Consider the following 24,394-nt stretch of genomic DNA (forward strand, 5'->3'; position numbering starts at 1 on the left):
TTGAAGAGAGTAATAGTAAATGGAGGAACTAATTATGCAACAAATTAAAAAAATAGGAAACTCATTTTGGTATATGACACCAGTTTCTGAAACAGATAGACCTATATTAGGGATGGTCGTTGGAAAAGAAAAAACTTTAATGATTGATGCAGGGAATTCAGAAGAACATGCACAATTATTTTTAGAAATGCTAAAAGAACAAAATGTATCAAGTCCTGATTTCGTAGCATTAACGCATTGGCACTGGGATCATATTTTTGGATTGCCTGTACTACAAGATGCATTAACTATTGCACATGCTGAAACGAAAGAAGAAATGCAGACACTAGTATCTTATGAATGGACAGATGAAGCGTTGGACGCACGCGTAAAAGAGGGAACTGAAATTGAATTTTGTACGGATTGCATCAAGAAAGAGTTTGAAGAAAAAGCGAGAAATATTAAAATTATTCCTCCAACCTTAACGTTCCAGGATCAAATTGAATTAGACCTTGGTGAAGTTACATGCGTGTTAAAACATGTCGGCGGAGATCATGCACATGATTCAGTTGTTATTTACGTGAAAGAAGAAAAGATATTATTTTTAGGAGACTGTATATATGCAGATATCTTCTCTTCAAAGTGGAACTATACGACGAAACGAACATTGAAATTAATAGAAGAGTTGGAGGCATTTGATGCTGAAACTTATATTCTTTCTCATGGGACAGCTATAAGTCGGGATGAGTTTTTACAAGAAATGCATTTGTTAAAAACAGTAGGAACTTATACAGAAATTCATAAAGGCGATGAAGAAAACATAAAGACAGCGTATAAACGAGGCGTAAATAGAGAATTAAATGAAGATGAATTAGAAACAATTACGTTTTTTGTAAATGGTTATGAAATGAATAATTAGTAAGACACTACACTAATCAAATGTAATTAAACTGCATAAAAAGAGTATTGAAAGTTAATTCAATACTCTTTTCAATAGTTAAATATGTAGTTTCAAACAAATTCTAAATATGGGGTTTATCGTCTGAAATAATGCCATTCTATTTATTTTTCATATAGATAGTGGTTCAAGTGGAAGCTTTCTTCGCTAATTCAGTTATATAGTTAAAAAATCCATTGTGGTTTACATCATATACTACATTTACAGGTCGTCCAGCAACAGTTTCCACCGTACGCCCCTGGCTAGGTCCATATGTATGAACAATACTATTAATTGTTTGTAATTTTGCAAGGTCAGATTTCCCTACAAAGGCAGCAGTTAATACATCCCACAAATAGTAAGTAGAGTTCGTTGAGAAATGAACGAGGGGAGGAACCATTGCATAGCATTGACCAAGGAAATCAATACCAATATATTTTCGCTCTTTTGCCCAACGTTCACGTATGTCTATAGTTAATGGAACCTGGTTTGTACTTTCTAGCGTTACTAAGTCGATTTTAATTTTTGATTCCCATACACGAGCTACTGCTTCAGGATCCCAAAATGCATTCCACTCAGCTGTTCCATCATGTTCTGGTTCATGTACATTGCCGGCAGTACGAAATGTTCCTCCCATCCAAACAAGGCGCTCAATTTTCCCCTCGATTATAGGTGCTTCATATAGTGCACGGGCTAAATCGGTAAGAGGCCCTGTAAATAATAAAGTTGTTTTCTCTTCAGATTGTAGTAGGGTTTCAATTAAATGATGATGTGCAGGTTTTTCTGCTACGGGTGTTACAACTTTTCCAGACTCATTTAAAATGGGTAAAGCATCTACATAAAATGCATGCATCCGCCAGTCTTTTGGAAATGGATTTTTCGCACGGGAATTTGATGCGGCAACTTCAATATTTTCTTTGCTGAAGCGATCAATAATTTTGCGACTTGCTGAGATTGCTGGTTCCAAATAGCAGTCTGCAGGGATAACTGAAACACCTGTAAGTTTGACATTATCCATTTGGAGTAATAAAAATAGTGAAATTAAATCATCTACACCACCATCATGATTGAAGTACACTTTTTTCATCATTGTAATCTCCATCCTATATAATTTAGTTAGGAATTAAATATGAATTGTGGAAAAATCATCAATGATTTCCACCACTTCAATCTTTCCATTGATCAGTAACTCAGGAAGTTCATTATTTACATTTCCTTTCCAATACCCTCTAGCTTGTTCAATTTTTTGAGAAAAAGGAATACCATCTTCTTTCGGTAAAAGATTTCCGTCACCTTCAAAACAATGTCCAATTACTCGTAGTTTAACAATCTGCAAAACTTCTCGATTGTAAGAATTAAATAATGTTTTCCATTTTAAAGCATCGTCATAGCTCTTTGCAGCATATAAACAAGATAATCTTGAAGGGTATTCAGGGAATTCTTGTAGTCTTACCATTTCTACAATCGTTTCTCTAACGGCTCTAATTGTTTGATCCATATAATTCATAACTACTTTAGCATTTTCATTATTTATATGTAATTCTTCATTTGTATAATGTTCTTTTAAAATTTGCATGGAATCTTCACCGTTAGAATTTAAATGTTCCCTTTCAAAAAAGAAATGAAAGAGGGTATTCGTTTGATTTTTATCGAAATGAATGATTTGTCCAATATTCATTTTTTTCCTTGTTACGATGTGATATGCGCAAAACGCTTGTTTATCCATGATTATCCTCCTAGTAGTAACTATCAGGTATTACAAAGTTAAATTTAATAATTCAACATTGAGATATATAAAACCTTTATAAATGAAAGTAAGGATTTGAGCAGAAAGTAAAGAAAATATATGATAGCGCTTTAAATTTGTTCACAAAATGTTCACTTACGAAGAGGTTTCCACAATCGATATAATGACAAAGACTCAAAGAGAAAGGATGATAAAACTTGCCAACAACAAGAAAGGAAAACCTCCAATTTGGTATGATGATGTGCCTTGGGATGGTTATTGTAATGACGTTTTATAATGTATTACTGAATGGAGCAGGGGGACCAATTCATATTAAGGAGATCGCATTAGAACTAATAATTGGATTCATTATTGCATTATTAATTGAAATATGTATTGTTGGACCTTGTGCGAAAAAACTTGTATTCATGTTATCGTTTGATAAATCAAAGAAAATAAATATTATAGTTGCGATGGCGACAGCTATGGTAATCGGAATGGTTTTCTTTATGTCTTTTTACGGAATGGCTATGATGTATTTACATGGTGGACTACAAGGAGACTCATTTGTATCGATGTATTTTTCAATTTTTATTAAAAATTTCATTTTGGCGTATCCATTACAATTAATTATTATGGGGCCACTTGTGCGTTTTTTATTTGGAAAGTTTGTTATGAAGAATAAACCTGTTAATATAGGGTAGTTATAATTATTAAAATATTATATAAAAATAAAGCGATAAAACACTTCTCAAATATTTTGAGTTGTGTTTTTTATTATTCATTTGTAGCTATTTTCATACTGATGTGACATTTGTCCTTTTGCCTTTATAGGATTATAGCTTTTAATTAAGTCAGAAATAGAAGATTAGGAGATGATTTTTTGAAAGGCGTTGTATTTGCTATTTTAGCTGGCGTATTTATTACACTTCAAGGTACATTTAATGCAAAACTTAGTTCACATATCGGTATATGGTCAACGAGTATTATAACGCATTTAATTGGAGTCCTTATTGCAACAACTGTATTTTTGTTAAAGAAAGAAGAGAAAGTAGCAGATTTAAAGGATGTGAAAAAAATATATTTAGTAGCTGGTGCACTTGGTGGGTTAATTATTTGCGCAGAAACAATAGCAATACATTCAATGGGAGTTACGTTAACAGCTGGAACACTCATGGTTGCTCAATTATTAACAGCAACTCTAATTGAAATGAAGGGATTATTCCAAATAAAAAAGATACAGATGGAGAGATATCATATTGTGGGAACAATAGTAATGATTATAGGTATTGTAGTATTTAATATGTAAATGAAAGGAGGAAATGAAGATGGAGAATAAATCAGATTTAATTATCCATTATTTGAAAACTAATAAAATGCTTGAAATTTTTTCAGAGATAGATACAGCTTATTTTCAAGTAAATCATTTTGATAAAGGTAAGTATATATGTAATATAGATGACGCAATGGATCGTTTATATTTTGTTGTTAAAGGTAAAGTAAAAGTTTATACGATTACACCAGAGGGGAAGAAACTGATCCTTCGTTTTATCAATCCATTGGCGGTTGTTGGTGATATTGAATTAATACAAAATAGCAAAGCGCATAATGTTGTTGAAGCTTGTTCAGATGTTATAGCCATCTCTATTTCTCATGCTGTAATTAGAAATAAGTTATTACATGATCCTATATTTATGAACTTCTTGCTTGAAAACATTGCAAACACATTAAAAATATCGACTCGTTTTACAGCACTTAATTTACTTTATCCGGTAGAAGTACGTGTAGCTAGTTATTTACTTTCTATTTCTACTGATAGTAACGGGAATATGTATAAAAAAGATTTGGATGCAACTTCGATATCAAGTATTGCGGATTTTATAGGAGTAAGTTATCGGCACGTAATCCGGGTGTTACAAAAATTTTATAAAGAAAAATTAATTGAAAAGAGAAATGGAGTTATTGTAATTAAAGACTTTTTTAAAATGAAGGAAGTTGCTAAAGATAATATTTATGAGTAATGAAAGGGAGAGGAAGATTTTGATTGGATTTAGTTTAGCTATATTAGCAGGAATATTAATTAGCTTACAATCTGTTTTTAATACGAAAGTGAATGAAAATGTAGGGCAGTGGTTAACAACTACATGTGTTCTTGGAATAGGTCTTATAAGTTCAGTGCTATTTTATATCATTACAGAGAAAAGTATAAGCGTTAATTTTCACACTACAAATTATTTGTTTTATGTAAGTGGGTTGTTTGGTATCGGATTAATTATTTGTATAATGGGTGCAATAAAGAGCTTAGGTCCAGCATATACGGTGCTCATTAGTCTCATAACTCAATTAGTAGTTGCGTTATGTATTGATACATTCGGATTATTTGGAATGGAGAGCATTCCATTACAAATAAATAAATTAGTTGGTATAGGTCTATTAATTATAGGGATAGGAATTTTTAAAAATTTATTTTCGAGTAAGAAAGCTATTCTTATAAATCAGGATATGAAGTAGTGAATATATTCTTGTGAAGAGCTTACATCTATTAGATACAATACAATTATAAGTCAGTAACTAACGCAGTTGAAAAATAGGAAAAGAAGAAGACCTTGTAAACTTTAGGTCTTCTTCTTTTCCTATTTTCTATTGAACCGCAAATGAACAAACTTCAACATCTTTATTAAGTTTACAATTCGCATCATAATACGTGTACTACCATCCCAATCTCTATTTGTAGGTATATTTTTAAAGAAAGGAGAGCAGCTTAAGACTTTTATGTTTGAAGACCATTTTTCTAGTGTTTTTGGATTATTTATATAAAAATACATTAGAGCGCCATTATTACCAGATTTTCTTACTGTAGCATTTGAAAGGTTCAGTGCAAATTTTGATTCAGCGTCAAAGTATAATTCGCCTCCAGGGAAACGTTTTGACATAGCGACTATGACTTTCTTCAAATCCTCTTCTTTAAAGTAATAAAACACGCCAGCTGATATAAAAAGAATACCATCGTCTGGAACATATTTTATATCGTCAAACCAAGAAGTATCAAAAAATGATTTAGCGATGCTCATGTTTCTTGGTGTATCTTCAATTAATGTTTTTCGAAATGAAATAGCATCGGGTAAATCAAGATTATACCAATGTATCGTACCGTTATCAATTCTAGAAAAAGTAGTGTCTAGTCCAGAACCTATATTTACAATAGTAGCATTTGGATGTTTTATAATGAATTTTTTTATCGTATCATCAATTTTTCGTGCCCGAGTAATGTATGTGATACATCCGTATTCACCAAATGTATTTGCTATTGAGGAGAAGTCAAAATCACATTCTTTAATAATACGAATAGCCTCTGTATCATCTAAAATATCTTTATTGTTCTCACTGCCATACGCACGTCCCCATAGCGGAATAAGCATCGTACCTTGTACTGAATGTATATCTATTTCTTTAACCATGAAATATCCTCCGGGTAATAAAAAATCATTTGTATTTTTAATCGTTATTTAACATTTTTGAGAGCATTTTATTTGTTTTAAACAATCCGTAAGTTAAATCACGTTGATCTTCTTCACTTAGTTTCTCAAGATTATGAGTGAAATTATTATATATTTGTTTCCATCTATCATAATGTACCTTTTCAGCTTTTTCTGTCAGAGAAATGAGTACAGCTCTTTTGTCTACAGTATCTTGTTTTTTTATAATGTATCCGTTTAGTTCTAAATTGCGAACTGTTACGCTTAATTGTTGCTTAGGGATGTTTAAATAACTAGCAATCATTTTTAAATTTACAGGCACCTTTTGTTGTGCGATATATTCCACTACATGTTGCTCTATATGTGTAAATTCAGATGATTTTTCCGATAATAATTTGAAAGTACCTGACATATTTAATAACAAATTCATGTATTCGTTTAATAATTCGTTTTGGGACATCATTTTCGCTTCCTTTATGCATTTAGTAATTATTTTATTACTATTTTAATGATAAATCAAACGATTTAATCTATCATGGTAAATTAATGTTTACTATATTTTTTTAAGAAATCATATGAATTGAAATAGAAGAGTATGAGAGATGCTTTTAGGGTAGGAGGATATGACCGAAAATAAAATATTACTAAATACATATAACTAATGCGCGCAATGTCTTTTTCAGTTATTATGTTGTAAATAATTTTATGATAAAATCTTTTACATAATGAAATAAAGGGGTAGTATTCTATGGGTTATTTCTCAAATGGTTTATTAGTTTTGTTTGTTCTTATCGTCTGCAGTTGTATGATTTTTGGTTGATAAAATAATGATAGATTTATATAAAAGAAGTTAACTGATGTGAGGTTAACTTCTTTTTATTTTATGCTGAGAAGGAGTTATTTTGTTCTTATGGAAGTTTGTTAAAGGTAATTTCATATTAGGGTGATTTTATGAAATACAAACAAGAGAATAAGGAGTATTCACATGAATAATAGTATAAATTACAAAATGGTACACCCGACAGATTTCAATGGATTATTAGTCTTATATGAATCTTTAGGATGGAATTCTCTTCAATTAACGGTTAACGAGTTAGAACAAATGTGTAAACAAAGTTGGTATGCAATTTATGCTTTTGATGATAAGAAGTTAGTAGGGATGGGGCGTATTATATCAGATGGCGTAATAACAGGCGTTATTTGTGGTGTTTGTGTATTGCCAGAGTATCAGTCCATTGGTATTGGAAAAGAAATAGTAGAAAGATTAATCCAACACTGTGAACAAAACAAGGTTATTCCCCAACTTATGTGTGTAGAAACATTGCAATCTTATTATGAATCTATAGGATTTGAGGCATTCTCTATTGGGATGACAAAAACTATTAAAAGATAGTGTGGCTTTATATTTTCGGTACAGTTGTGCATATTTTCAAACTTCATCATAAAGGAGACGGACTATATGGAGATTGCTAAAGGGGTAGAAATGTTACAACTTGAGTTTCAAGAATTTATTATTCACCCAATTCTTTTATGGGATGATGAAATGGCAGTGTTAATAGATACTGGTTTTCCTGGACAATTTGAAGATATACAAATAGAGATGGAGAGAGTTGGGGTATCTTTTGATAAGCTAAAAGTTGTGATTTTGACACATCAGGATATAGATCATATAGGTAGCCTTCCTGATTTATTGGAGAATGGTGTAAGTGATATTAAAGTTTATGCGCACGAGCTAGATAAACCTTATATTGAAGGGGAGTTTCCTTTACTGAAGGATGGACAAGTAAAGAATCCACCAAAAGGAAAAGTGAGTGATACTGTGATTGATGGGCAAGAAATTCCGTATTGCGGTGGGATACTAATTCTACATACTCCAGGACACACTCCAGGTCATATTAGTTTATATTTGAAACAAAGTAAAACCCTTATTGCAGGAGACACGATGTATAGTGTGAATGGAAAGTTAGAAGGAATTCACGCCCCAACAACTTTAAATGTTAAGGAAGCACAGCAGTCTTTGAAGAGGTATTCAAATCTAGATATTGAATCGGTAGTTTGTTATCATGGGGGATTAAGTAAGGAGAATATAAAGATTCAAATTCAAAATTTGTAAAAGTTGAAGAGGAATTTTTTGTTAAACTGTGCTGAAGTATAATCAAATTAATAGTAAATAAATAATAAAAGAGCATGTTTGAATTTTTTTCAAACATGCTCTTTTATTAAATGAAATCTATTTAAGATTAACGGCCTAACCCGTTCCAATAAAAAGAAACAATTTCTTGGGCTAATTCATCTATATTTGTAAGAATAGGATTGTGATTTTCATCTTTAAAATTCCCAATTGATAATAAAGATACGAATGCATGAGCCGCAAATGTAGCGTTTCCTCTTGGGATTTCTCCAATTTGCATTGCATTATCAAGTGCTTTTTCTAATACTTCATACATGTTGTCTTCAGCATTTTTTAATTGTTTCAATTGTTCTTCAGATAATGATAGTTTTGCATCTTTCATAAAATTCTTCATATCAATATCCATCGTTGCGTGTAAGTAAACTTTAGCGAAGTCCAATAACCTTTCTTTTAAAGTCTTATTTGTAGAAAGGATTTGAGACATATTTTCGCGTATACGTACCATCATTTGAATCATAGTAGCGGTAAACAAATCTGCTTTTGTTGAATAGTAATAGTAGACGGTTGCTTTCGTAACACCACAAACTTTTGCAACTTCATCCATGGAAACGACTTGATAATTTTGAGTAAGAAATAGTCGAGTTGCAACTTCCAAAATGGTTTCTTTTGTAGATTTTGTATTTTTATTTTGACGAGGCCTTCCGAGAGGACGTTGTTTTTGTTCCAAATCCATTCGCTCCTGACATGTATTGTTGAGATAATTATAACACAAAGTTTTATTCATTCTTGATTAATTAACCGACCAGTATATATAATTAATGTTAGAGGAAAAAAGGAAGGTGGGTTTTTATGAAAAAGCACCCGTTACATATGTTAGGGAGGCTTGTAGCAGGGAAGCATACGCAGTGGATAACTTTATCGATTTGGATTCTTATTACTTTATTACTTTCATTTACATTGCCACAAGTAAACAGTACGAAAGAACCGAATCCGAAAAATTTACCTGAAACAGCTATGTCGCAGCAAGCGGAAGCACTTATGAAAAAAGAGTTTCCGAATAATGCAGGGAATCCTTTATTAGTAGTATGGTATAAGGATGGTGGATTACAGTCGCAGGATTATAAACTCATACAAGACGTTTATAAAGAGTTAAAAGCTAGTCCTTTAAAGGAGCAATCCACGTTACCGCCATTTGATACATTACCAGAACAAGTATTATCAAAAAGTGCATCAAAAGATGGTACATCATTTGTTACACCAGTATTCTTTAACAAGGCTGCTGGAACAGATATATTAAAAGGAAATCTTGATGATTTAAGAAACATAGTGAATAGTAAGGTCGCTGAGGATCCATTTAAACAAAAAATAAGTGATTCTGGTTTACATGTTCGATTATCTGGACCTGTAGGCATTCAAACAGATGCAGTTAGTTTGTTTAGTCAAGCAGATGTGAAATTATTAATTGCCACTGTACTACTCGTATTAGTCCTATTAATTTTACTGTACCGTTCACCGATTTTAGCAATTTTACCTTTACTTGTTGTTGGCTTTGCATACGGTATTATTAGTCCTACACTTGGTTTTTTAGCTGATCACGGATGGATTAAAGTAGATGCTCAGGCAATATCAATCATGACAGTATTATTGTTTGGTGCTGGAACGGACTATTGTTTATTTTTAATTTCAAGATATCGAGAGTACTTGCTAGAAGAAGAAAGTAAATATAAGGCGCTGCAACTTGCAATTAAAGCTTCTGGTGGAGCAATTATAATGAGTGCGTTAACTGTTGTACTTGGATTAGGAACATTATTACTTGCTCATTATGGTGCCTTTCATCGATTTGCAGTACCATTTAGTGTTGCGGTATTCTTAATGGGAATTGCTGCTTTAACAATTTTACCAGCGTTATTATTAATTTTCGGTAGAACTGCATTCTTCCCTTTTATACCGCGAACAACTTCAATGAATGAAGAATTTGCAAGAAAGAAAAAGAAAATAGCAAAAGTAAAAGAATCAAAAGGTACCTTTAGTAAAAAGCTTGGAGACGTTGTAGTACGAAGACCGTGGACAATAATTATGCTCACTGTATTTGTATTAGGTGGATTGGCTTCATTTGTACCACGTATTCAATACACATATGACTTATTAGAATCGTTTCCAAAAGATATGCCTTCCCGCGAAGGGTTTACGTTAATTAGTGATCATTTCTCAGCTGGTGAACTAGCGCCAGTAAAAGTTGTTGTTGATACGAAAGGAAAAGAGCTTCCTATTAAAGAAGAACTAGAGAAGTTTTCTTTCGTAAAAACTGTGAAAGATCCAAAAGTGGGCACAGAAAATAAGCAAATACAAATGTATGAGGTTTCTTTAGCTGAAAATCCATACTCAATTGAAGCGTTAGATCAAATCCCTAAATTGAAAAACAGTGTAGAAAAAGTATTAAAAGATGCTGGGGTTAGTAATGCAGAAAATCAACTATGGATTGGCGGAGAAACAGCGTCATTATATGATACAAAGCAAATTACGGAACGTGATGAAGCAGTTATCATTCCAGTAATGATTAGTATTATAGCTTTATTATTACTAGTGTACTTACGATCTATTGTCGCGATGATTTATTTAATTGTAACGGTTGTATTATCGTTCTTCTCGGCACTAGGAGCAGGGTGGCTATTACTTCATTATGGTATGGGAGCACCGGCCATTCAAGGTGCGATACCGTTATACGCATTCGTATTTTTAGTTGCTTTAGGTGAAGATTATAATATCTTTATGGTTTCAGAAATATGGAAAAACAGAAAGACACAAAATCACTTGGATGCAGTAAAAAATGGCGTTATTCAAACAGGTAGTGTCATTACATCCGCAGGTTTAATTTTAGCAGGAACTTTTGCTGTATTAGGTACACTTCCAATTCAAGTTCTTGTTCAATTTGGTATTGTAACTGCAATTGGTGTATTATTAGATACATTTATTGTTAGACCATTACTTGTACCAGCAATTACAGTTGTTCTAGGTCGCTTTGCTTTTTGGCCAGGAAAGCTTTCAAGAAAGAGTGAAGAAGTACAAAAGGTGGATGCATAGTTAAGAAAGCCAAGGATATTTTCCTTGGCTTTCTTCTATGTAGTTTATTAATTTTTTGAAGTCAAATCATCAGTTACAGCATGATCAGCATCTTCAATAGCAGTTTCTGGCATTCCATATAAGCCATTCATTGCTTGTTCTTCTACATTAAGGTTTACAGTATTATTATTTTGAATAGGTGTATTGTTTGCGATAGCATTATCTTTTTTATTTACATTTTTGTCATTCATATTTGAATCCTCCAAACGTCAGTTGATTTATTAATAGTATGTGGTTGGATTTCAATAAATATGTGAATGAATTTTTGTAGATGTTATATAATTAAATAAAACTTTAACTATTAGGAGTGAACAGGTATGGTGAAAGCAAGAAAGTTAGCCTTCTAAAATAAAATTTTAGGAGGCTATTAAAATGAGGTTTCATATAATTGACAGAGAAAATTGGAATAGAGAGCAGTATTTTGAACATTATTTAAAATTGAAATGTACGTTTAGTATAACTGTAAATGTTGATATCACGAGGTTATTAAAGAAATTACATCAAAAGGGAATAAAATTTTATCCCGTTTTTATATATTTAATTTCTAAAGTAGTAAATATTCATAAAGAATTTCGAACATGTTTTAATGATGAAGGAGTTTTAGGTTATTGGGAGGAAATGACACCAAGTTATACAATATTCCATAAAGATGATAAATCTTTTTCAAGTATATGGACGGATTATTCTAGTGATTGCTACATTTTCTATAAAAATTATGAAGAAGATATGAGATGCTATGCTAATGTTCATGGTCTCTTCACGAAAGAGAATATTCCGCCAAATGCTTTTCCTATTTCTAGTATACCTTGGGCTAGTTTTACTGGATTTAATCTTAATATTAATAATGATGGTGATTTTCTATTACCGATAATAACTTTTGGGAAATATTTTAATGAAGAGAATAAGATTATACTACCAGTTTCATTGCAAGTCCATCATTCGGTTTGTGATGGGTATCATGCGAGTCGATTCCTAGAGGATTTACAGGAGTTAAGTAATAGTTGCAACGAGTGGCTAAAGTAATATCTAATTTTTAATAATATACAATTAAAAATAAATAAAGAAGAGAACATGTTTATATTGCATGTTCTCTTCTTTATTCATTAATATTGAGTTGTGGTGGAAAATATAGGTTGATTTGTAGTTTAATAGTAAATAAGATGATTAATTTTAATTTTCTTTATTTTATAACTATAAAGTTCATAAAACTTATTATATTGTAACAATGAAGGGGAAAACAAAAATGACGATAATTTGTATAGAAAAAGCTACAATTTTAGATACTGAAAAGTTAACAGAAATAATGACAAGAACATTTGATGAAGAAGCAAAACGATGGCTATGCGGTCAAGGTGATGTAATTGACTATAACATTCAACCGCCAGGTTATTCTTCAGTTGAAATGATGAAATATTCGATTGAAGAATTGGATTGTTACAAAGTGATAATGGATGGAAAAATAATCGGAGGAATTATAGTTACGATCTCAGGTAAGTCATATGGCCGAATTGATCGTATTTTTGTAGAGCCTGTTTATCAAGGAAAAGGAATTGGATCACATGTTATTAAATTAATAGAAGAGGAATATCCAAGCATAAGGATTTGGGATCTCGAAACATCCAGTAGACAAATTAATAATCATCATTTTTATAAAAAAATGGGCTATGAAATAATTTTTAAATCTGAAGATGAGTATTGTTATGTAAAAAGAATAACTGTAGAGTCAGCTAAAGAGAAACTGATTAAAAATAATGATATGAAAAATAGCCAATATGAAAACTGTAATCTAGCAAATACAGAGTATTATCAAGTGAATTTAAAAAATAGTTCCTTTGTTGGTAGTAATATAATGCATATGAATATGAGTAATTGTAATGTAAGTCAATCAAAGTTTAGAAATATAAATTTAAAAAGTTCTTTATATGCAGATTTAAATCTTTCCGGTAGTAAATTTTCTTTTGTGACTTTAGGTGGAGTTCATTTTAAAGATACAAGCCTTGGAGAAGATAAGCTTCCTATTTCATTTAATAGATGTGATTTGGAAGGTAGTACGATAAGTAATAGTAATCTAAAAAATATGGAAATAGAAAATTGTGATATAACTGGTATGAAAATAAATGGTATTCTAATTGAAAATCTGCTTGAGTTATATAATAAAGTGAAAAGTTAACCCGCAATTATTATGTAGATATGCTGGTCTTAATTTGGAAATTATACCGAAATAATTGTGTAAAAATAACATAAAGAAATATAGAAGGGAAGGGGTTTCAACCAGGGATCTAGAATGGATATGTATTGTTATGAATATGGAGGGGAGAAAATATGGAGATTAAACTAAGAGCGGTAGAAATACAAGATGCTAGAGCAATTCATCGTATATGCATACAAGATGATGTGTTACCTTATATGGTTTTCTTACCTAGTATGCGTGTAGATGCGATGGAAAATAGAATTCGTAATTTAGCGCCAAATCAATTTGAATTTGTTGCAGAGTATGATGGAGAAGTTGTTGGATTTGTTGGGTTAACCCAAAGCCCAGGACGTAGATCTCATTCGGGTGATTTGTTTATGGGGGTAGATAGTGAATATCATAATAAAGGCATTGGGAAAGCGCTTCTTACAAAAATGCTTGATTTAGCTGATAATTGGTTAATGTTAGAGCGAGTAGAGCTTGGTGTTTTAGCAACGAATCCTAAGGCGAAATCGCTATATGAAAAATTTGGATTTGTAGAAGAGGGAATAAAAGTAGGGAATTTGAAGGCTCACGGAAAGTTCATTAATGAAATTATGATGAGTCGTTTTAGACCTGATGGTTTAATCATACATAATGGATAGTGAAAAGCATGACATTATACTGTCATGCTTTTTATTTGTTAGTTGTTGTTAGGCAGTTTTGGTTGCACTAAAAATAATGCTAAGCCAATAAAAATAACTGTAATGCCTAGTCCTTGTTGAAAAGAAATAGTCTCATTTAATATAAAGTACGCTAGTATACAAGTCCCAATCGTTTCTCCTAAAATACTCATAGAAATAACAGTAGCGCTCATCCATTTTAGTAACCAATTGAATATCGTTTGGCCTAAAATCGTTGCAATGAAAGCTAAGCCAATAAAGCACAACCAAGTTTGTGTAGAGTAATGGATGAAAAATTCTTGCTGTATGTAGGCAAATATACCGAGAAAACAGGCGCTACTTCCATAACTAATTACCGAATACGGTATAAGTGATAAATCTTTACGAACATGTTGGCTAATGAAAAAATAAGCGGTAATAATTCCGGCCGCAATAAATGCTAAAATATCTCCGTAGAATGCTTCTCCGCTAATTTGGAAGTCTTGCCATCCGATGATGATACTTCCAGAAATAGCGATGAGGCAACCAATAACCGCTCCTTTCGTAAATCTCTCTTTAAATAGAAAGTAACCACCAATCATTGAAAATAAAGGTTGTAACGTTACGATAACTGTAGAACTCGCTACAGAAGTATATTGTAATGATTTAAACCATAGTACATAATGTGCAGCTAAAAGTAGCCCGGATATGAATCCGAATCCCCATTGTCTTCTTGTTACTGTTTTTAGCTCGTTTCGATTATTTTTATTAAATAGTAATAACGGTAATAGAATCAGTGCAGCAAAGAATAAACGATAAAAAGCAATGATAGCCGCAGGAGCATCTGCCAATTTTACGAAAATTGCTGAAGTTGATAGGGCGAATACGCCGAAAAATAAGATGCAATATGAAAGAATAGGTGATTTCACAGTTTGTCCCTCCGATAGGTTGTTTATTATAATGAACTAAATACGATATAATGTACAAAGGTAAGTATATAAGTCCCAGATACGATAGGAAAGGATTATTTGCCTTTGTTTAGTATGTCAGCACAAAGACAATGAAACATGCAATATGATGGACGAAAGGAAGTTTTTATTATGATCCATGATAGGCTCGGACAAACTGTATTAAGTTATCGTAAGAAAAATAATATGACAATTCGGGAATTTGCTGATTATGCAGGGATTAGTACTTCACTAATTAGTCAAATTGAACGAGGATATGCGAATCCTTCCTTAAGTGTATTGGAATTAATTGCGAAAGCATTAAATGTACCGCTATTTACACTTTTTATTAATGAGATTGATACAGATTCACTCATTTCTAAGAAAAAAGATCGAAAAAAAGTATATCGGGAAAACAATGATCACATTGTATATGATGTATTAACACCTGATTTTATGAAAGCACGTATTGAAATGTTAATAATGGATTTAAATAAACAAGCAAACACAACGGAAAGTCATTACTCACATGAAGATAAGGAAGAGCTTGCTGTTGTTATGAAAGGAGAAGTGTATGTGGAGTTAGAAGGAAAAGAATATTTTTTAGAAGAAGGAGATGTTGTACGTATTCCGCCAAATGTGAAACATCGCTTTTTGAATAAAAGTGATGAATCCAATCATATCTTATTTGTATTGACGCCATCGTTAGGATGAGTATTAAGTGATTTTTATTACGGGGGAAAAATAGATGGAAAATAAAACTGTTTTAAGAGATGGCCTTTCAATTATTTCTCAATGTAAAAAACAAACAAATGATATTTGGCATGCGCATTTCGGAGCAGCTGCAATTGCTAGTTATTTTTTCATGAAAGATAACAATATGGAAGAAGAGATAACTCGTAGTATGTATTCTCAAACAAAAATGATGTTGAACAATCAAAAACTAGTTGGAATAATTGATAGTAAAGAAGAAATTGATTTTCAAAGTGCTGAAAAAATGATTATAAAATCATTGGAACATACAATTGATGAACTTCATTGGGTCGGGCATAATGTCATTTATGCTGCATTAAGTTTATTAGCTATGAAAGAGTTACAAAAATGGGGTGATAATCAAGCAATTGAAGGGATTACTAACCTTATATTATCGTTTCGAAAAACAATTCCTGGTAGATCGTGGATTGGTTTTACGACGAAAGAAGTAAAACAATTAAGTATAAAAGATGAGATAGAAAGTGAATTCAAAAATCCGAAACAATTATCTAAGTTTATTTTAAACGAGCTCTCGCAATTTAATATTATTTATAGAGCGGAATCGCATCATGATTTAATTGGTCATTTACTTACTTTTTCTCATGCAATTAATATTATGTATGACTTAGGGCATATAGATATATTCCATCGAGCGATACGGCCACTGTTAAAACTAGTATACGTGTTACGTGCTAGCCAAAATCTTATGCCGAATACTGAAATTAACTTGCACACACCTATAGATTGTTTACCTTTAATCGAATCAAAACGTGCTCATGTATTACCAACAGAAAATCAATTTTGGCTAAAAGACTATAGTGCGTTTGATTGGGATTTTGGGCATGTTTTTAAATTCTCATATAGTTATTTTGACCATATAAAGAGAGCTCCAGAATATAAAGATATTACATTAGAGAAATTCCGATTTGTTATTCATACGTAATGAAGTCTAATGATCTGTATAAAAGGTTAAATTTTAAATTTTTTGTTGATAGTATATTATTTTTATATTTGTAAGATTTTACATGCTTATTTTACTTTTACTAATTATGTAAATAGGCTATACTAAAATACATATATTTTAGTATTGGAGAGAGAAGTAAAACGACATGGAATTAGTAAAATTGGAAAAAGCAATTGAAATAAAGAAAGAAGAACTTCTATATTTAGTATCGGATTACGGAATTCAACATGAAAAAGTATTGGCATTAAGTCAAGAAATAGACAAATTGATTAATTACTTTATGTTTTTAAAATAAAAAGAACTATGGCATGATTTGAAAATGTTATAGTTCTTTTTTATTTGGAAATTAAGATATATATTCTATATACTAATAATGGATAGAATATTCTGTTTTGTAGGAGGGGGATATATGATATTACATACGCACATTTCAGGCGAAGGGGAACCAATTATGCTTTTACACTCTGGTGGTATGACAGGTTTAGTAGAGTATGAAGAGCAGGTAGCATTTTTTCGAGAAAAAAACTATCAAGTCATTCGTCCAGATTTAAGAGGACATGGAAGATCAAGGGGGACATTGGAGAATTATTTCCTACGTTCTGTAAAGGATTTACATGATACGTTAGTACATTTACAAATTGATAGATGTCATATAGCTGGTGTTTCACTAGGAGGATTAGTCGCTTTATTATTTGCAAAAAAATATCCAGATAAAGTGAGAACATTAACTTTTTCAGGTATTTTTCCGATTAAGAGAGAAAATTGGGAAGAGTCTCAAGAGTATGAAGCAAAGTGTCATCAGCAATTGATGGAAAATAAAGAAGTTGTAACGTATATGAATGAAATTCATGAGAAAAGTGACTGGAAAGCATTGCTTGAATCGTGGCAAGTTAAAGATTGGTACCCCTTTGATGAAACTGGCAATGTAGCTAATCTTCAAGTACCTACACTTTGTATTGCTGGGGGAGATTCAGAAGATGAAGTTACAGCTGCTACAACGTTTAAACAATTAAACGACAATATACATATTGCTGTTATTCCGTTTGCTGGTCATTTAGTACACAATGATCAACCGGAAATATATTCGAATATATTGTCTAATTTCTTACAGAATGCACAAGCTGCTAGTCGAATATAAGGACTTTTGGGTATAATAGTAAAGGAATTATTAATTGTATCGGTTAGGAGCGCAGCACATATGAAAACAGTTGTTGTTATCGGTGGAGGTATAACGGGACTTTCTACTATGTTTTATTTAGAAAAATTAAAAAAGGATAATAATATCGATTTAAATTTAATCCTTGTAGAAAAAGAAGAGTACTTAGGTGGTAAAATCCATAGTGTAGAAGAAAAGGATTTTATTATGGAATCAGGAGCGGATTCCATCGTTGCTCGTAATGAACATGTTATACCGCTTGTAAAAGATTTGAATTTAGAAGAACAAATGGTATATAACGAAACGGGTATTTCTTACATATATTCTAATAATACTTTACACCCAATTCCTTCTGACACTATATTTGGGATACCGATGAGTGTGGAGTCGTTGTTTAGCAGTACGCTAGTATCAACGAAAGGGAAAATTGTTGCTTTAAAAGATTTTATAACGAAAAATAAAGAGTTTACAAAAGATACTTCGCTTGCTGTATTTTTAGAAAGTTTTTTAGGGAAAGAGTTAGTGGAAAAACAAATTGCCCCGGTGCTTTCAGGAGTATATTCCGGTAAATTAAATGAGCTTACTATGGCATCGACATTACCGTATTTACTGGATTATAAAAATAAATATGGAAGTATTATTAAAGGTTTTGAAGAGAATAAAAAACAGTTTCAATCAGCAGGAAACAAAAAGTTCGTATCATTTAAAGGTGGACTATCTACGATTATTGATCGTTTAGAAGAAGTGCTGACTGAGACAGTTGTTAAGAAAGGTGCTATAACGACAGCTGTAAAAAAACAAGGTGATCTCTATGAAATCTCCTTTGCAAATCATGAATTAATCCAAGCTGATTATGTTGTTTTAGCAGCTCCGCATGATATCGCACAAACTTTATTACAGTCTAATGAGTTAAACGAGCAGTTTCATACATTTAAAAACTCATCTCTTATAAGTATTTACTTAGGATTTGATATACTTGATGAACAATTACCGGCGGACGGCACAGGATTTATCGTAACGGAAAACAGTGATTTACATTGTGATGCGTGTACATGGACAAGCCGGAAGTGGAAGCATACATCGGGAAAACAAAAGCTTTTAGTAAGAATGTTTTATAAGAGTACAAATCCGGTGTATGAAACGATTAAAAATTATTGTGAAGAAGAGTTAGTACGAGTCGCTTTATATGATATTGAAAAGAGTCTCGGAATTAAAGGGAAACCAGAAGTAGTTGAAGTTACAAATTGGAAAGATTTAATGCCGAAATATCATTTAGAACATAATCAAGCGGTTCAAACGTTACAAGGAAAAATGACAGATCTTTATCCTAATGTATACTTAGCTGGCGCTTCATATTATGGTGTCGGAATTGGTGCGTGTATTGGAAATGGAAAGAACATTGCAAATGAAATAATTGCAACTTTAAAGGAACCATCAAAATAGAATACATATAAATAAAACGTCCCTCCAGTATATTGGAGGGACGTTTTATTTATTTCACTTGAATTGAGATTTTTTTATTAGTTGTATTATTCTCAGTAATCGTTAATGTTATGTTCCCGGATTCTTTAAATGAATAGGATGAGAGTTGATAAAGCTCTTTTATGCCATGTTTCTCTTTTAATTTATTGGCTGGAAGTGATGTTATGTTCGCTTTCCATAATTCTTGTTTACCTGAAGGGTATTTTACTATTATTTCTGGATTATTTAATTGCATTGTTTCCCAAGAGGCAAAATGTAGTTCAACTTCTGTATCTTTCTTTAGTAACTCTTCTGAGAAATATCCAAGCTCCCCAACATTACCGAAAACAGTAAAGTTTTGATTTTGTAACGTAATATCTAAATGTTTAGGTTGATATGTGGCTGCGTGATAAATTCCATATGAAAGCGAAAGAGTCGCAGCGATTAAAATACCGATTGAAAATGTTTTAAAGCTATTGCCTTTAAAATTAGTCATCATGAATGAATTTGGGGCGAACTTTTTTGCAAATAAAAATATGAGTAATATGAGTAAGAGGGATAAGCCGATGAATATATACATAGAACATTTACACCTCCACAGTAAATTTTTAACTATATTTTACCATAAATGTATGGAGGAGGGTGTTGTTTTAGAAGAGAAAAGTGAGCATGGAATTGAAATTATAAGACGGAGTGTTGAAAATGAAAATAATACAATTAACTTTTATAAATGAAGGTAAGAGCAGGGAATGTGATTGTATCCTTTTGTTAATGAGTTAGATACACTACTTAGAGAAACTGGTTTTTTAAGTGTAAACTGGAGACAAACAGCTCCATGTCATTGGGCATTAGTTGCATATAAATAGAGCATAAAGAGGTGATCATAGTATTTTGATCACCTCTTTATTTTTTCTAATCATGCAAAAGCAAGAAGGGTTATTTTTAGTTCGTATTGAATTAAGAGGATAAGCTTCTCTAGAAATATTTGATAAATGGGACATTGAGGACTTTCCTAATTATAAATACTTTTTCTGCTATAATGAATGAGTAGAAAGAAAGGAGTGATCCTGTGGCGTTTCCTATATTAGAAACAGAACGTTTGCGTTTAGTTGAAATAGAACAATCTTATTGTCAAAAAATATATGAAATCTTTTCATTGGATGAAGTAACGTGTTATTACGGTATGAATTCTTTTACGGAGTTTGGACAAGCTTCACGTATGATTGAATCTTTTTCAAAAAATTACTTTGAGAAAAAGGCAATACGATGGGGGATTGTATTAAAAGAAACAAATACTTTAGTGGGTACAATTGGATTAAATAATTTACAACTATGGAGTAAACGATCTGAAATTGGATATGACTTACATCCTCGTTATTGGGGGAATGGTTATGCATCAGAAGCGGCTCGAGAAATTATTCATTATGGATTTCGAGATTTAGGCTTATTTAGAATTGGAGCTATTACATACCCTGAAAATGTTACTTCTTGTAAAATGTTATCTAAAATAGGCTTTCATAAGGAAGGGTTATTACGTGGATATATTCATCAAGGAAATAAGCAACATGATGCACTATTGTATTCTATAGTTCGAACGGATGTAGAGGATATAAATTTATAATAAAAAACCCCTCTTATAAAAGAGGGGTTAAGTAAAAATTAACCTATTTTAGGTAATAAACGTTCTCCGCTTTTCATGCTACTTTTACATAAAGGGCATTTAGGCTCTTCTTCAAATGAAAAGTTCTTTCTCATCCATCCTAAACAATCCTCTGATTCACATTCCCAGACAGGGGTTTGTTCTGGTGGTACTTCAGCTACATCGTTCTTTCGATTGCGATACATATAACCACTCCTTTTATGTAAAAAATTTTAGTTATATATTAAAAAGGTTGTTAACCGAGCTGGTAACAACCTTTTTATTGTTTGAATTATAGCTTTACAACGTTTTTAGCTTGAGGTCCACGGTTACCGTCTTCAACTTCGAAGCTAACTTCTTGACCTTCGTCAAGAGACTTGAAGCCGTCGCCAGTGATAGCTGAGAAGTGAACGAATACGTCGTTACCGTCTGCAACTTCGATGAAACCGAAACCTTTTTCGCTGTTAAACCATTTTACTTTACCTGTTAATGTCATGGTAATGCCTCCTAAAATTTAAAAAGATTACAATATGATCGGCCTTATTTGAATGAAAAATAAAAGTTCACATATTATCAAAGACCCATAAGGAGTACAAAATAATCCTGATTGATACTTGATAATATGCAAAGAAAATATGGTGTTAAATTGACCTTAATTACTATCTTACAACAAATGGTGGGAAATAGCAAGTGCTGGTAATACCAGTGAATAATCTTGGTGATAATAGTAAAACGCACAAAGTCATCTCTTTTATTTATATATTATTCCAAATTTAGGTTTATGCTAAACAGAGAAAATTTTTATTGAAAGTTTGTATTAGAGAAACGATATATAGTATTGATATATTTGTTATGGAGGCGAGAATATTGCAATTTACTCAATTTAAAATAATTGAAGCAGCTAAAGAAGGAAGAAAAAAAGTTCATCCAATATTCGCTGTTATACTCGCAATTGTATTTTTAACTTTAGGTGAATTGTTCATGTTATTTATGTTGTTTTTACCGAAAGCAGAAACACTTTTAATGAAGGCAATTTATAGTGATATTGAGATGGTACTGACGTTTGGCGGAGCTGTATTTTTTGTTTTTTTATGGGTTAGATTTGTAGAGAAAAGATCAATTTCATCCATTGGTTTTTGGAGAAATCAGTGGATAAGAAAATATTTGAGAGGTGCATTATTAGGGTTTGTTTTCATTTCAATACCAGTCATGCTACTTTTATTAACAGGAATTATACAACTACAAATGCAACAAATTACGCCAACCGCTATAATTGGAATTGTGGGATCTTTAGTTGCTTTTTTAATACAAGGTGCAACAGAAGAAATTGTAGTTCGAGGTTGGTTATTTCCGGTCCTTTCTGTTAGAAGTCGTATATGGATTGGGATTGTTGTGACTTCTTTTTTATTTGGTTTTCTTCATTTACTAAATCCAGGTATTACAATTCTTTCAATATCCAATATAATATTAGTTGGTGTATTTGCAGCTTTTTACGCTTTGAAAGACAGTAGTCTTTGGGGGATATGCGCGTGGCATTCGTTGTGGAATTGGGCACAGTTTAATATTTATGGTTTTGCAGTTAGTGGAATGGAAATGTATTCTACACCACTTTTTAAACCTGTAACAAAAGGATCGGAAGTCCTTCATGGGGGCTCGTTCGGAATTGAGGGGAGTATCATTACAACAATCATGCTTTCTGTCGCTTCAATTGTTTTATGGAGACAGTTATGGGGTAGAAAAGAGAAACAAAGAGATTTAAGTTAATGAAAGTGGGAGAAACTATGGGGATTATAGCATTTGAGGGAGCGAGTGCGGTTGGTAAGAGTAGCACGTGTCGTGAATTAGAAAAAAATTATGGTGCGTATATTATACCTGAAGTGAATTTTTTATTTGAAAGACCAGAAAATGAACATAGAACTTGGTATTTTGAAAAACAAGTAGAGCGCTGGAAAATAGCATTGCAGAAGTCAGAGCAATATGAATTAGTAATACTTGATGGTGATATTTATCAACCACTTAGTTATAATTGGTGTTTCCATTTTGATATATTTAATCAGCCGTTATCTTTAATAGAAAACTTTTATAAAGAAAAGCTGATACATAGGGAAATTGGTTTTCCCGATCAATATTTTTATTTATATACGAATGATGAAGAACTTAGAAAACGGAAAGAATCTGACGAGACAAAAAGAAGAAGAAACTTTGAAAAACACTTACATATATCAAAATCGTTTCAACGTTATTATGAAAATTTAAATGCTGTTACAGACGGGTATTGCAAAATGATTGATGCGAAAAGTGTAAAATCGAATGAATTAGAAATTGTGAAAAGTTTAAACAGTTTAAAAGTGTGTGAAGAGAGACGTGTTGATGTTTCCAGGTTAGATGCGATTACGAAGTGGTTAAAAGAACATCGTGCATAAAAACAACGAGTGCCTTATAAGGTACTCGTTGTTTTTTTATGTATTATATATTGATTTTAAAATTTGTAAGTTTGCTTTTTCATTTTTCTTAATAGCAATTGCATATTTAGCTAGAAAGAGCTGAGAAGGATAAACGGGTAGTTCACCACAAATGTCAATACCATAGACATTTTTATTCCTAATAAGAGAATGTAAACATTTTAATAGTGTAGAAATTTTCATATGTCCTTGGTCCCAATTTGTAATAGTTACTTTTGAATCTAAAACATCTTTATCAATGCTTACATATATAGTATCTGTATGAATATGTGAAAGTATCGTATGTGTAGATACTTCATAAGTTGTATCTATCGGGAATACTTCTACGCATGAATAATCATTAGAATGAATGGTTAAAGAAGAAGGTCCGATAATAATTACTTTCTTTAATTTCGGGTTATTTTGAAGTGCGAATGATACCCATGAACCGCAAGAAATAAGAGTATGTTCATTTTGTTCTTCTAAATTCATGTCAGTGTGATGATCAAATAAAATAAGGCTAAATGGTTCATCTATTTCTTTTAGTAGCAAATAAGATACATAATGATAATTTCCAGAACCGATAAAGGTGATTCCTCTTTGCTTTCTACGATATAACTCCCGTTTTATACGCTTTAAAGAAGGAGTCTCGCAATACAGGTTTGAGTGCTCTAAATGACTAAAATCAATATCTTCATGTGAATAAGAATGAAGTTTATTTTGTAATAAATATGTATCATCAAAGTTTAAAAAAGTTAAACCGCTATACAATAAACTCATATTTATTCATCTCCTTTATATGTAGGCTAGCATATATTTTTGTGAATTTAAA

General features: G+C 31.8%; 30 protein-coding genes. 19 read left to right on the forward strand and 11 right to left on the reverse strand.

Annotated features, from left to right (window positions below; translation table 11 throughout):
* Nucleotides 1–34 precede the first annotated feature (34 nt).
* Nucleotides 35–898 (forward strand): MBL fold metallo-hydrolase, encoded by an 864-nt coding sequence (locus J0835_RS11570; protein WP_087980383.1) that lies wholly within the window; start codon nt 35–37, stop codon nt 896–898.
* A gap of 166 nt (nt 899–1,064) precedes the next feature.
* Here the strand turns inward: J0835_RS11570 and J0835_RS11575 are convergent, their stop codons facing one another.
* Nucleotides 1,065–2,006 (reverse strand): nucleoside hydrolase, encoded by a 942-nt coding sequence (locus J0835_RS11575; RefSeq protein ID WP_140386747.1) that lies wholly within the window; start codon nt 2,004–2,006, stop codon nt 1,065–1,067.
* Nucleotides 2,007–2,039: 33 nt separating this feature from the next.
* Entirely contained in the window at nt 2,040–2,642 is a 603-nt protein-coding gene (locus tag J0835_RS11580; RefSeq protein WP_087980385.1) for a DUF2441 domain-containing protein, read from the reverse strand.
* Between the two features lie 218 nt (nt 2,643–2,860).
* Here J0835_RS11580 and J0835_RS11585 point away from each other — a divergent pair, with 218 nt between their 5' ends.
* The 4 genes from J0835_RS11585 (at nt 2,861) to J0835_RS11600 (ending at nt 5,153) form a co-directional block, all read left to right on the forward strand.
* Nucleotides 2,861–3,346: a DUF2798 domain-containing protein gene (locus tag J0835_RS11585; protein WP_087980386.1), complete on the forward strand. Its 486-nt coding sequence runs from the start codon at nt 2,861–2,863 to the stop codon at nt 3,344–3,346.
* 179 nt (nt 3,347–3,525) lie between these two features.
* A complete protein-coding gene (locus tag J0835_RS11590; protein WP_087980387.1) occupies nt 3,526–3,951 on the forward strand; it encodes a DMT family transporter in 426 nt (141 codons plus the stop codon).
* 19 nt (nt 3,952–3,970) lie between these two features.
* Nucleotides 3,971–4,663 (forward strand): Crp/Fnr family transcriptional regulator, encoded by a 693-nt coding sequence (locus J0835_RS11595; protein ID WP_140386748.1) that lies wholly within the window; start codon nt 3,971–3,973, stop codon nt 4,661–4,663.
* Between the two features lie 19 nt (nt 4,664–4,682).
* A complete protein-coding gene (locus tag J0835_RS11600) occupies nt 4,683–5,153 on the forward strand; it encodes a DMT family transporter (protein WP_087980820.1) in 471 nt (156 codons plus the stop codon).
* 122 nt (nt 5,154–5,275) lie between these two features.
* On the opposite strand, the gene J0835_RS11605 is transcribed toward J0835_RS11600, so the two are convergent.
* Nucleotides 5,276–6,100: a class I SAM-dependent methyltransferase gene (locus J0835_RS11605; RefSeq protein ID WP_087980389.1), complete on the reverse strand. Its 825-nt coding sequence runs from the start codon at nt 6,098–6,100 to the stop codon at nt 5,276–5,278.
* A gap of 37 nt (nt 6,101–6,137) precedes the next feature.
* Entirely contained in the window at nt 6,138–6,578 is a 441-nt protein-coding gene (locus J0835_RS11610; protein WP_087980390.1) for a MarR family winged helix-turn-helix transcriptional regulator, read from the reverse strand.
* Between the two features lie 525 nt (nt 6,579–7,103).
* Here J0835_RS11610 and J0835_RS11615 point away from each other — a divergent pair.
* Together J0835_RS11615 and J0835_RS11620 are read left to right on the forward strand one after the other, a co-directional pair.
* On the forward strand, nt 7,104–7,511 hold the full coding sequence (locus J0835_RS11615; RefSeq protein ID WP_087980391.1) for a GNAT family N-acetyltransferase: 408 nt from the start codon (nt 7,104–7,106) through the stop codon (nt 7,509–7,511).
* Between the two features lie 66 nt (nt 7,512–7,577).
* A complete protein-coding gene (locus tag J0835_RS11620; RefSeq protein WP_087980392.1) occupies nt 7,578–8,231 on the forward strand; it encodes an MBL fold metallo-hydrolase in 654 nt (217 codons plus the stop codon).
* Nucleotides 8,232–8,358: 127 nt separating this feature from the next.
* Here J0835_RS11620 and J0835_RS11625 read toward each other — a convergent pair whose 3' ends face one another.
* Nucleotides 8,359–8,982 (reverse strand): TetR/AcrR family transcriptional regulator, encoded by a 624-nt coding sequence (locus J0835_RS11625; RefSeq protein WP_074651059.1) that lies wholly within the window; start codon nt 8,980–8,982, stop codon nt 8,359–8,361.
* A 116-nt stretch (nt 8,983–9,098) separates the two neighbouring features.
* Here J0835_RS11625 and J0835_RS11630 point away from each other — a divergent pair, with 116 nt between their 5' ends.
* On the forward strand, nt 9,099–11,330 hold the full coding sequence (locus J0835_RS11630) for an MMPL family transporter (protein ID WP_087980393.1): 2,232 nt from the start codon (nt 9,099–9,101) through the stop codon (nt 11,328–11,330).
* Nucleotides 11,331–11,377: 47 nt separating this feature from the next.
* Here the strand turns inward: J0835_RS11630 and J0835_RS11635 are convergent, their stop codons facing one another.
* The gene (locus J0835_RS11635) at nt 11,378–11,560 is read right to left on the reverse strand and encodes a DUF4021 domain-containing protein (RefSeq protein ID WP_000998381.1); all 183 of its coding nucleotides are present in this window, start codon (nt 11,558–11,560) and stop codon (nt 11,378–11,380) included.
* Between the two features lie 181 nt (nt 11,561–11,741).
* On the opposite strand from J0835_RS11635, the gene catA reads away from it, so the two are divergent.
* The 3 genes from catA (at nt 11,742) to J0835_RS11650 (ending at nt 14,204) form a co-directional block, all read left to right on the forward strand.
* Nucleotides 11,742–12,392 carry a type A chloramphenicol O-acetyltransferase gene (gene catA / locus J0835_RS11640; protein WP_087980394.1) on the forward strand — a complete coding sequence of 217 codons (651 nt, stop codon included), beginning with the start codon at nt 11,742–11,744 and terminating at the stop codon, nt 12,390–12,392.
* A 220-nt stretch (nt 12,393–12,612) separates the two neighbouring features.
* On the forward strand, nt 12,613–13,539 hold the full coding sequence (locus tag J0835_RS11645; protein ID WP_087980395.1) for a GNAT family N-acetyltransferase: 927 nt from the start codon (nt 12,613–12,615) through the stop codon (nt 13,537–13,539).
* A 152-nt stretch (nt 13,540–13,691) separates the two neighbouring features.
* The gene (locus J0835_RS11650) at nt 13,692–14,204 is read left to right on the forward strand and encodes a GNAT family N-acetyltransferase (RefSeq protein WP_048529052.1); all 513 of its coding nucleotides are present in this window, start codon (nt 13,692–13,694) and stop codon (nt 14,202–14,204) included.
* A gap of 38 nt (nt 14,205–14,242) precedes the next feature.
* Here the strand turns inward: J0835_RS11650 and J0835_RS11655 are convergent, their stop codons facing one another.
* A complete protein-coding gene (locus J0835_RS11655; RefSeq protein ID WP_087980396.1) occupies nt 14,243–15,130 on the reverse strand; it encodes a DMT family transporter in 888 nt (295 codons plus the stop codon).
* Nucleotides 15,131–15,268: 138 nt separating this feature from the next.
* On the opposite strand from J0835_RS11655, the gene J0835_RS11660 reads away from it, so the two are divergent.
* From J0835_RS11660 to J0835_RS11680, 5 genes are all read left to right on the forward strand, one after another.
* A complete protein-coding gene (locus J0835_RS11660; protein WP_313897873.1) occupies nt 15,269–15,862 on the forward strand; it encodes a helix-turn-helix domain-containing protein in 594 nt (197 codons plus the stop codon).
* Nucleotides 15,863–15,896: 34 nt separating this feature from the next.
* Nucleotides 15,897–16,844, forward strand: a complete 948-nt coding sequence (locus J0835_RS11665) for a hypothetical protein (RefSeq protein ID WP_087980398.1) — start codon at nt 15,897–15,899, stop codon at nt 16,842–16,844.
* Nucleotides 16,845–17,010: 166 nt separating this feature from the next.
* The gene (locus J0835_RS11670; protein WP_000424360.1) at nt 17,011–17,160 is read left to right on the forward strand and encodes an aspartyl-phosphate phosphatase Spo0E family protein; all 150 of its coding nucleotides are present in this window, start codon (nt 17,011–17,013) and stop codon (nt 17,158–17,160) included.
* A 114-nt stretch (nt 17,161–17,274) separates the two neighbouring features.
* Complete coding sequence (locus tag J0835_RS11675; protein WP_087980399.1) at nt 17,275–18,003, forward strand: alpha/beta fold hydrolase; 729 nt, start codon at nt 17,275–17,277, stop codon at nt 18,001–18,003.
* 60 nt (nt 18,004–18,063) lie between these two features.
* Nucleotides 18,064–19,464 (forward strand): protoporphyrinogen oxidase, encoded by a 1,401-nt coding sequence (locus J0835_RS11680; RefSeq protein WP_087980400.1) that lies wholly within the window; start codon nt 18,064–18,066, stop codon nt 19,462–19,464.
* A 49-nt stretch (nt 19,465–19,513) separates the two neighbouring features.
* Here the strand turns inward: J0835_RS11680 and J0835_RS11685 are convergent, their stop codons facing one another.
* Entirely contained in the window at nt 19,514–20,062 is a 549-nt protein-coding gene (locus J0835_RS11685; protein WP_087980401.1) for a hypothetical protein, read from the reverse strand.
* Nucleotides 20,063–20,551: 489 nt separating this feature from the next.
* Here J0835_RS11685 and J0835_RS11690 point away from each other — a divergent pair, with 489 nt between their 5' ends.
* Nucleotides 20,552–21,103: a GNAT family N-acetyltransferase gene (locus J0835_RS11690; RefSeq protein ID WP_046954301.1), complete on the forward strand. Its 552-nt coding sequence runs from the start codon at nt 20,552–20,554 to the stop codon at nt 21,101–21,103.
* A 38-nt stretch (nt 21,104–21,141) separates the two neighbouring features.
* Here J0835_RS11690 and J0835_RS11695 read toward each other — a convergent pair whose 3' ends face one another.
* Together J0835_RS11695 and cspD are read right to left on the reverse strand one after the other, a co-directional pair.
* Nucleotides 21,142–21,327: a cold-shock protein gene (locus J0835_RS11695; protein ID WP_000286202.1), complete on the reverse strand. Its 186-nt coding sequence runs from the start codon at nt 21,325–21,327 to the stop codon at nt 21,142–21,144.
* 86 nt (nt 21,328–21,413) lie between these two features.
* On the reverse strand, nt 21,414–21,617 hold the full coding sequence (cspD, locus tag J0835_RS11700) for a cold-shock protein CspD (RefSeq protein WP_000176365.1): 204 nt from the start codon (nt 21,615–21,617) through the stop codon (nt 21,414–21,416).
* 371 nt (nt 21,618–21,988) lie between these two features.
* On the opposite strand from cspD, the gene J0835_RS11705 reads away from it, so the two are divergent.
* Both J0835_RS11705 and J0835_RS11710 read left to right on the forward strand, forming a co-directional pair.
* Nucleotides 21,989–22,885 carry a CPBP family intramembrane glutamic endopeptidase gene (locus tag J0835_RS11705; protein WP_087980402.1) on the forward strand — a complete coding sequence of 299 codons (897 nt, stop codon included), beginning with the start codon at nt 21,989–21,991 and terminating at the stop codon, nt 22,883–22,885.
* Nucleotides 22,886–22,902: 17 nt separating this feature from the next.
* Complete coding sequence (locus J0835_RS11710; protein ID WP_087980821.1) at nt 22,903–23,544, forward strand: AAA family ATPase; 642 nt, start codon at nt 22,903–22,905, stop codon at nt 23,542–23,544.
* Between the two features lie 36 nt (nt 23,545–23,580).
* Here J0835_RS11710 and J0835_RS11715 read toward each other — a convergent pair whose 3' ends face one another.
* Entirely contained in the window at nt 23,581–24,342 is a 762-nt protein-coding gene (locus tag J0835_RS11715) for an arginase family protein (protein ID WP_087980403.1), read from the reverse strand.
* Nucleotides 24,343–24,394: the final 52 nt, after the last annotated feature.

Source organism: Bacillus cereus group sp. Sample62 (genome assembly GCF_036851315.1).
GTDB classification, from domain to species: domain Bacteria; phylum Bacillota; class Bacilli; order Bacillales; family Bacillaceae_G; genus Bacillus_A; species Bacillus_A wiedmannii.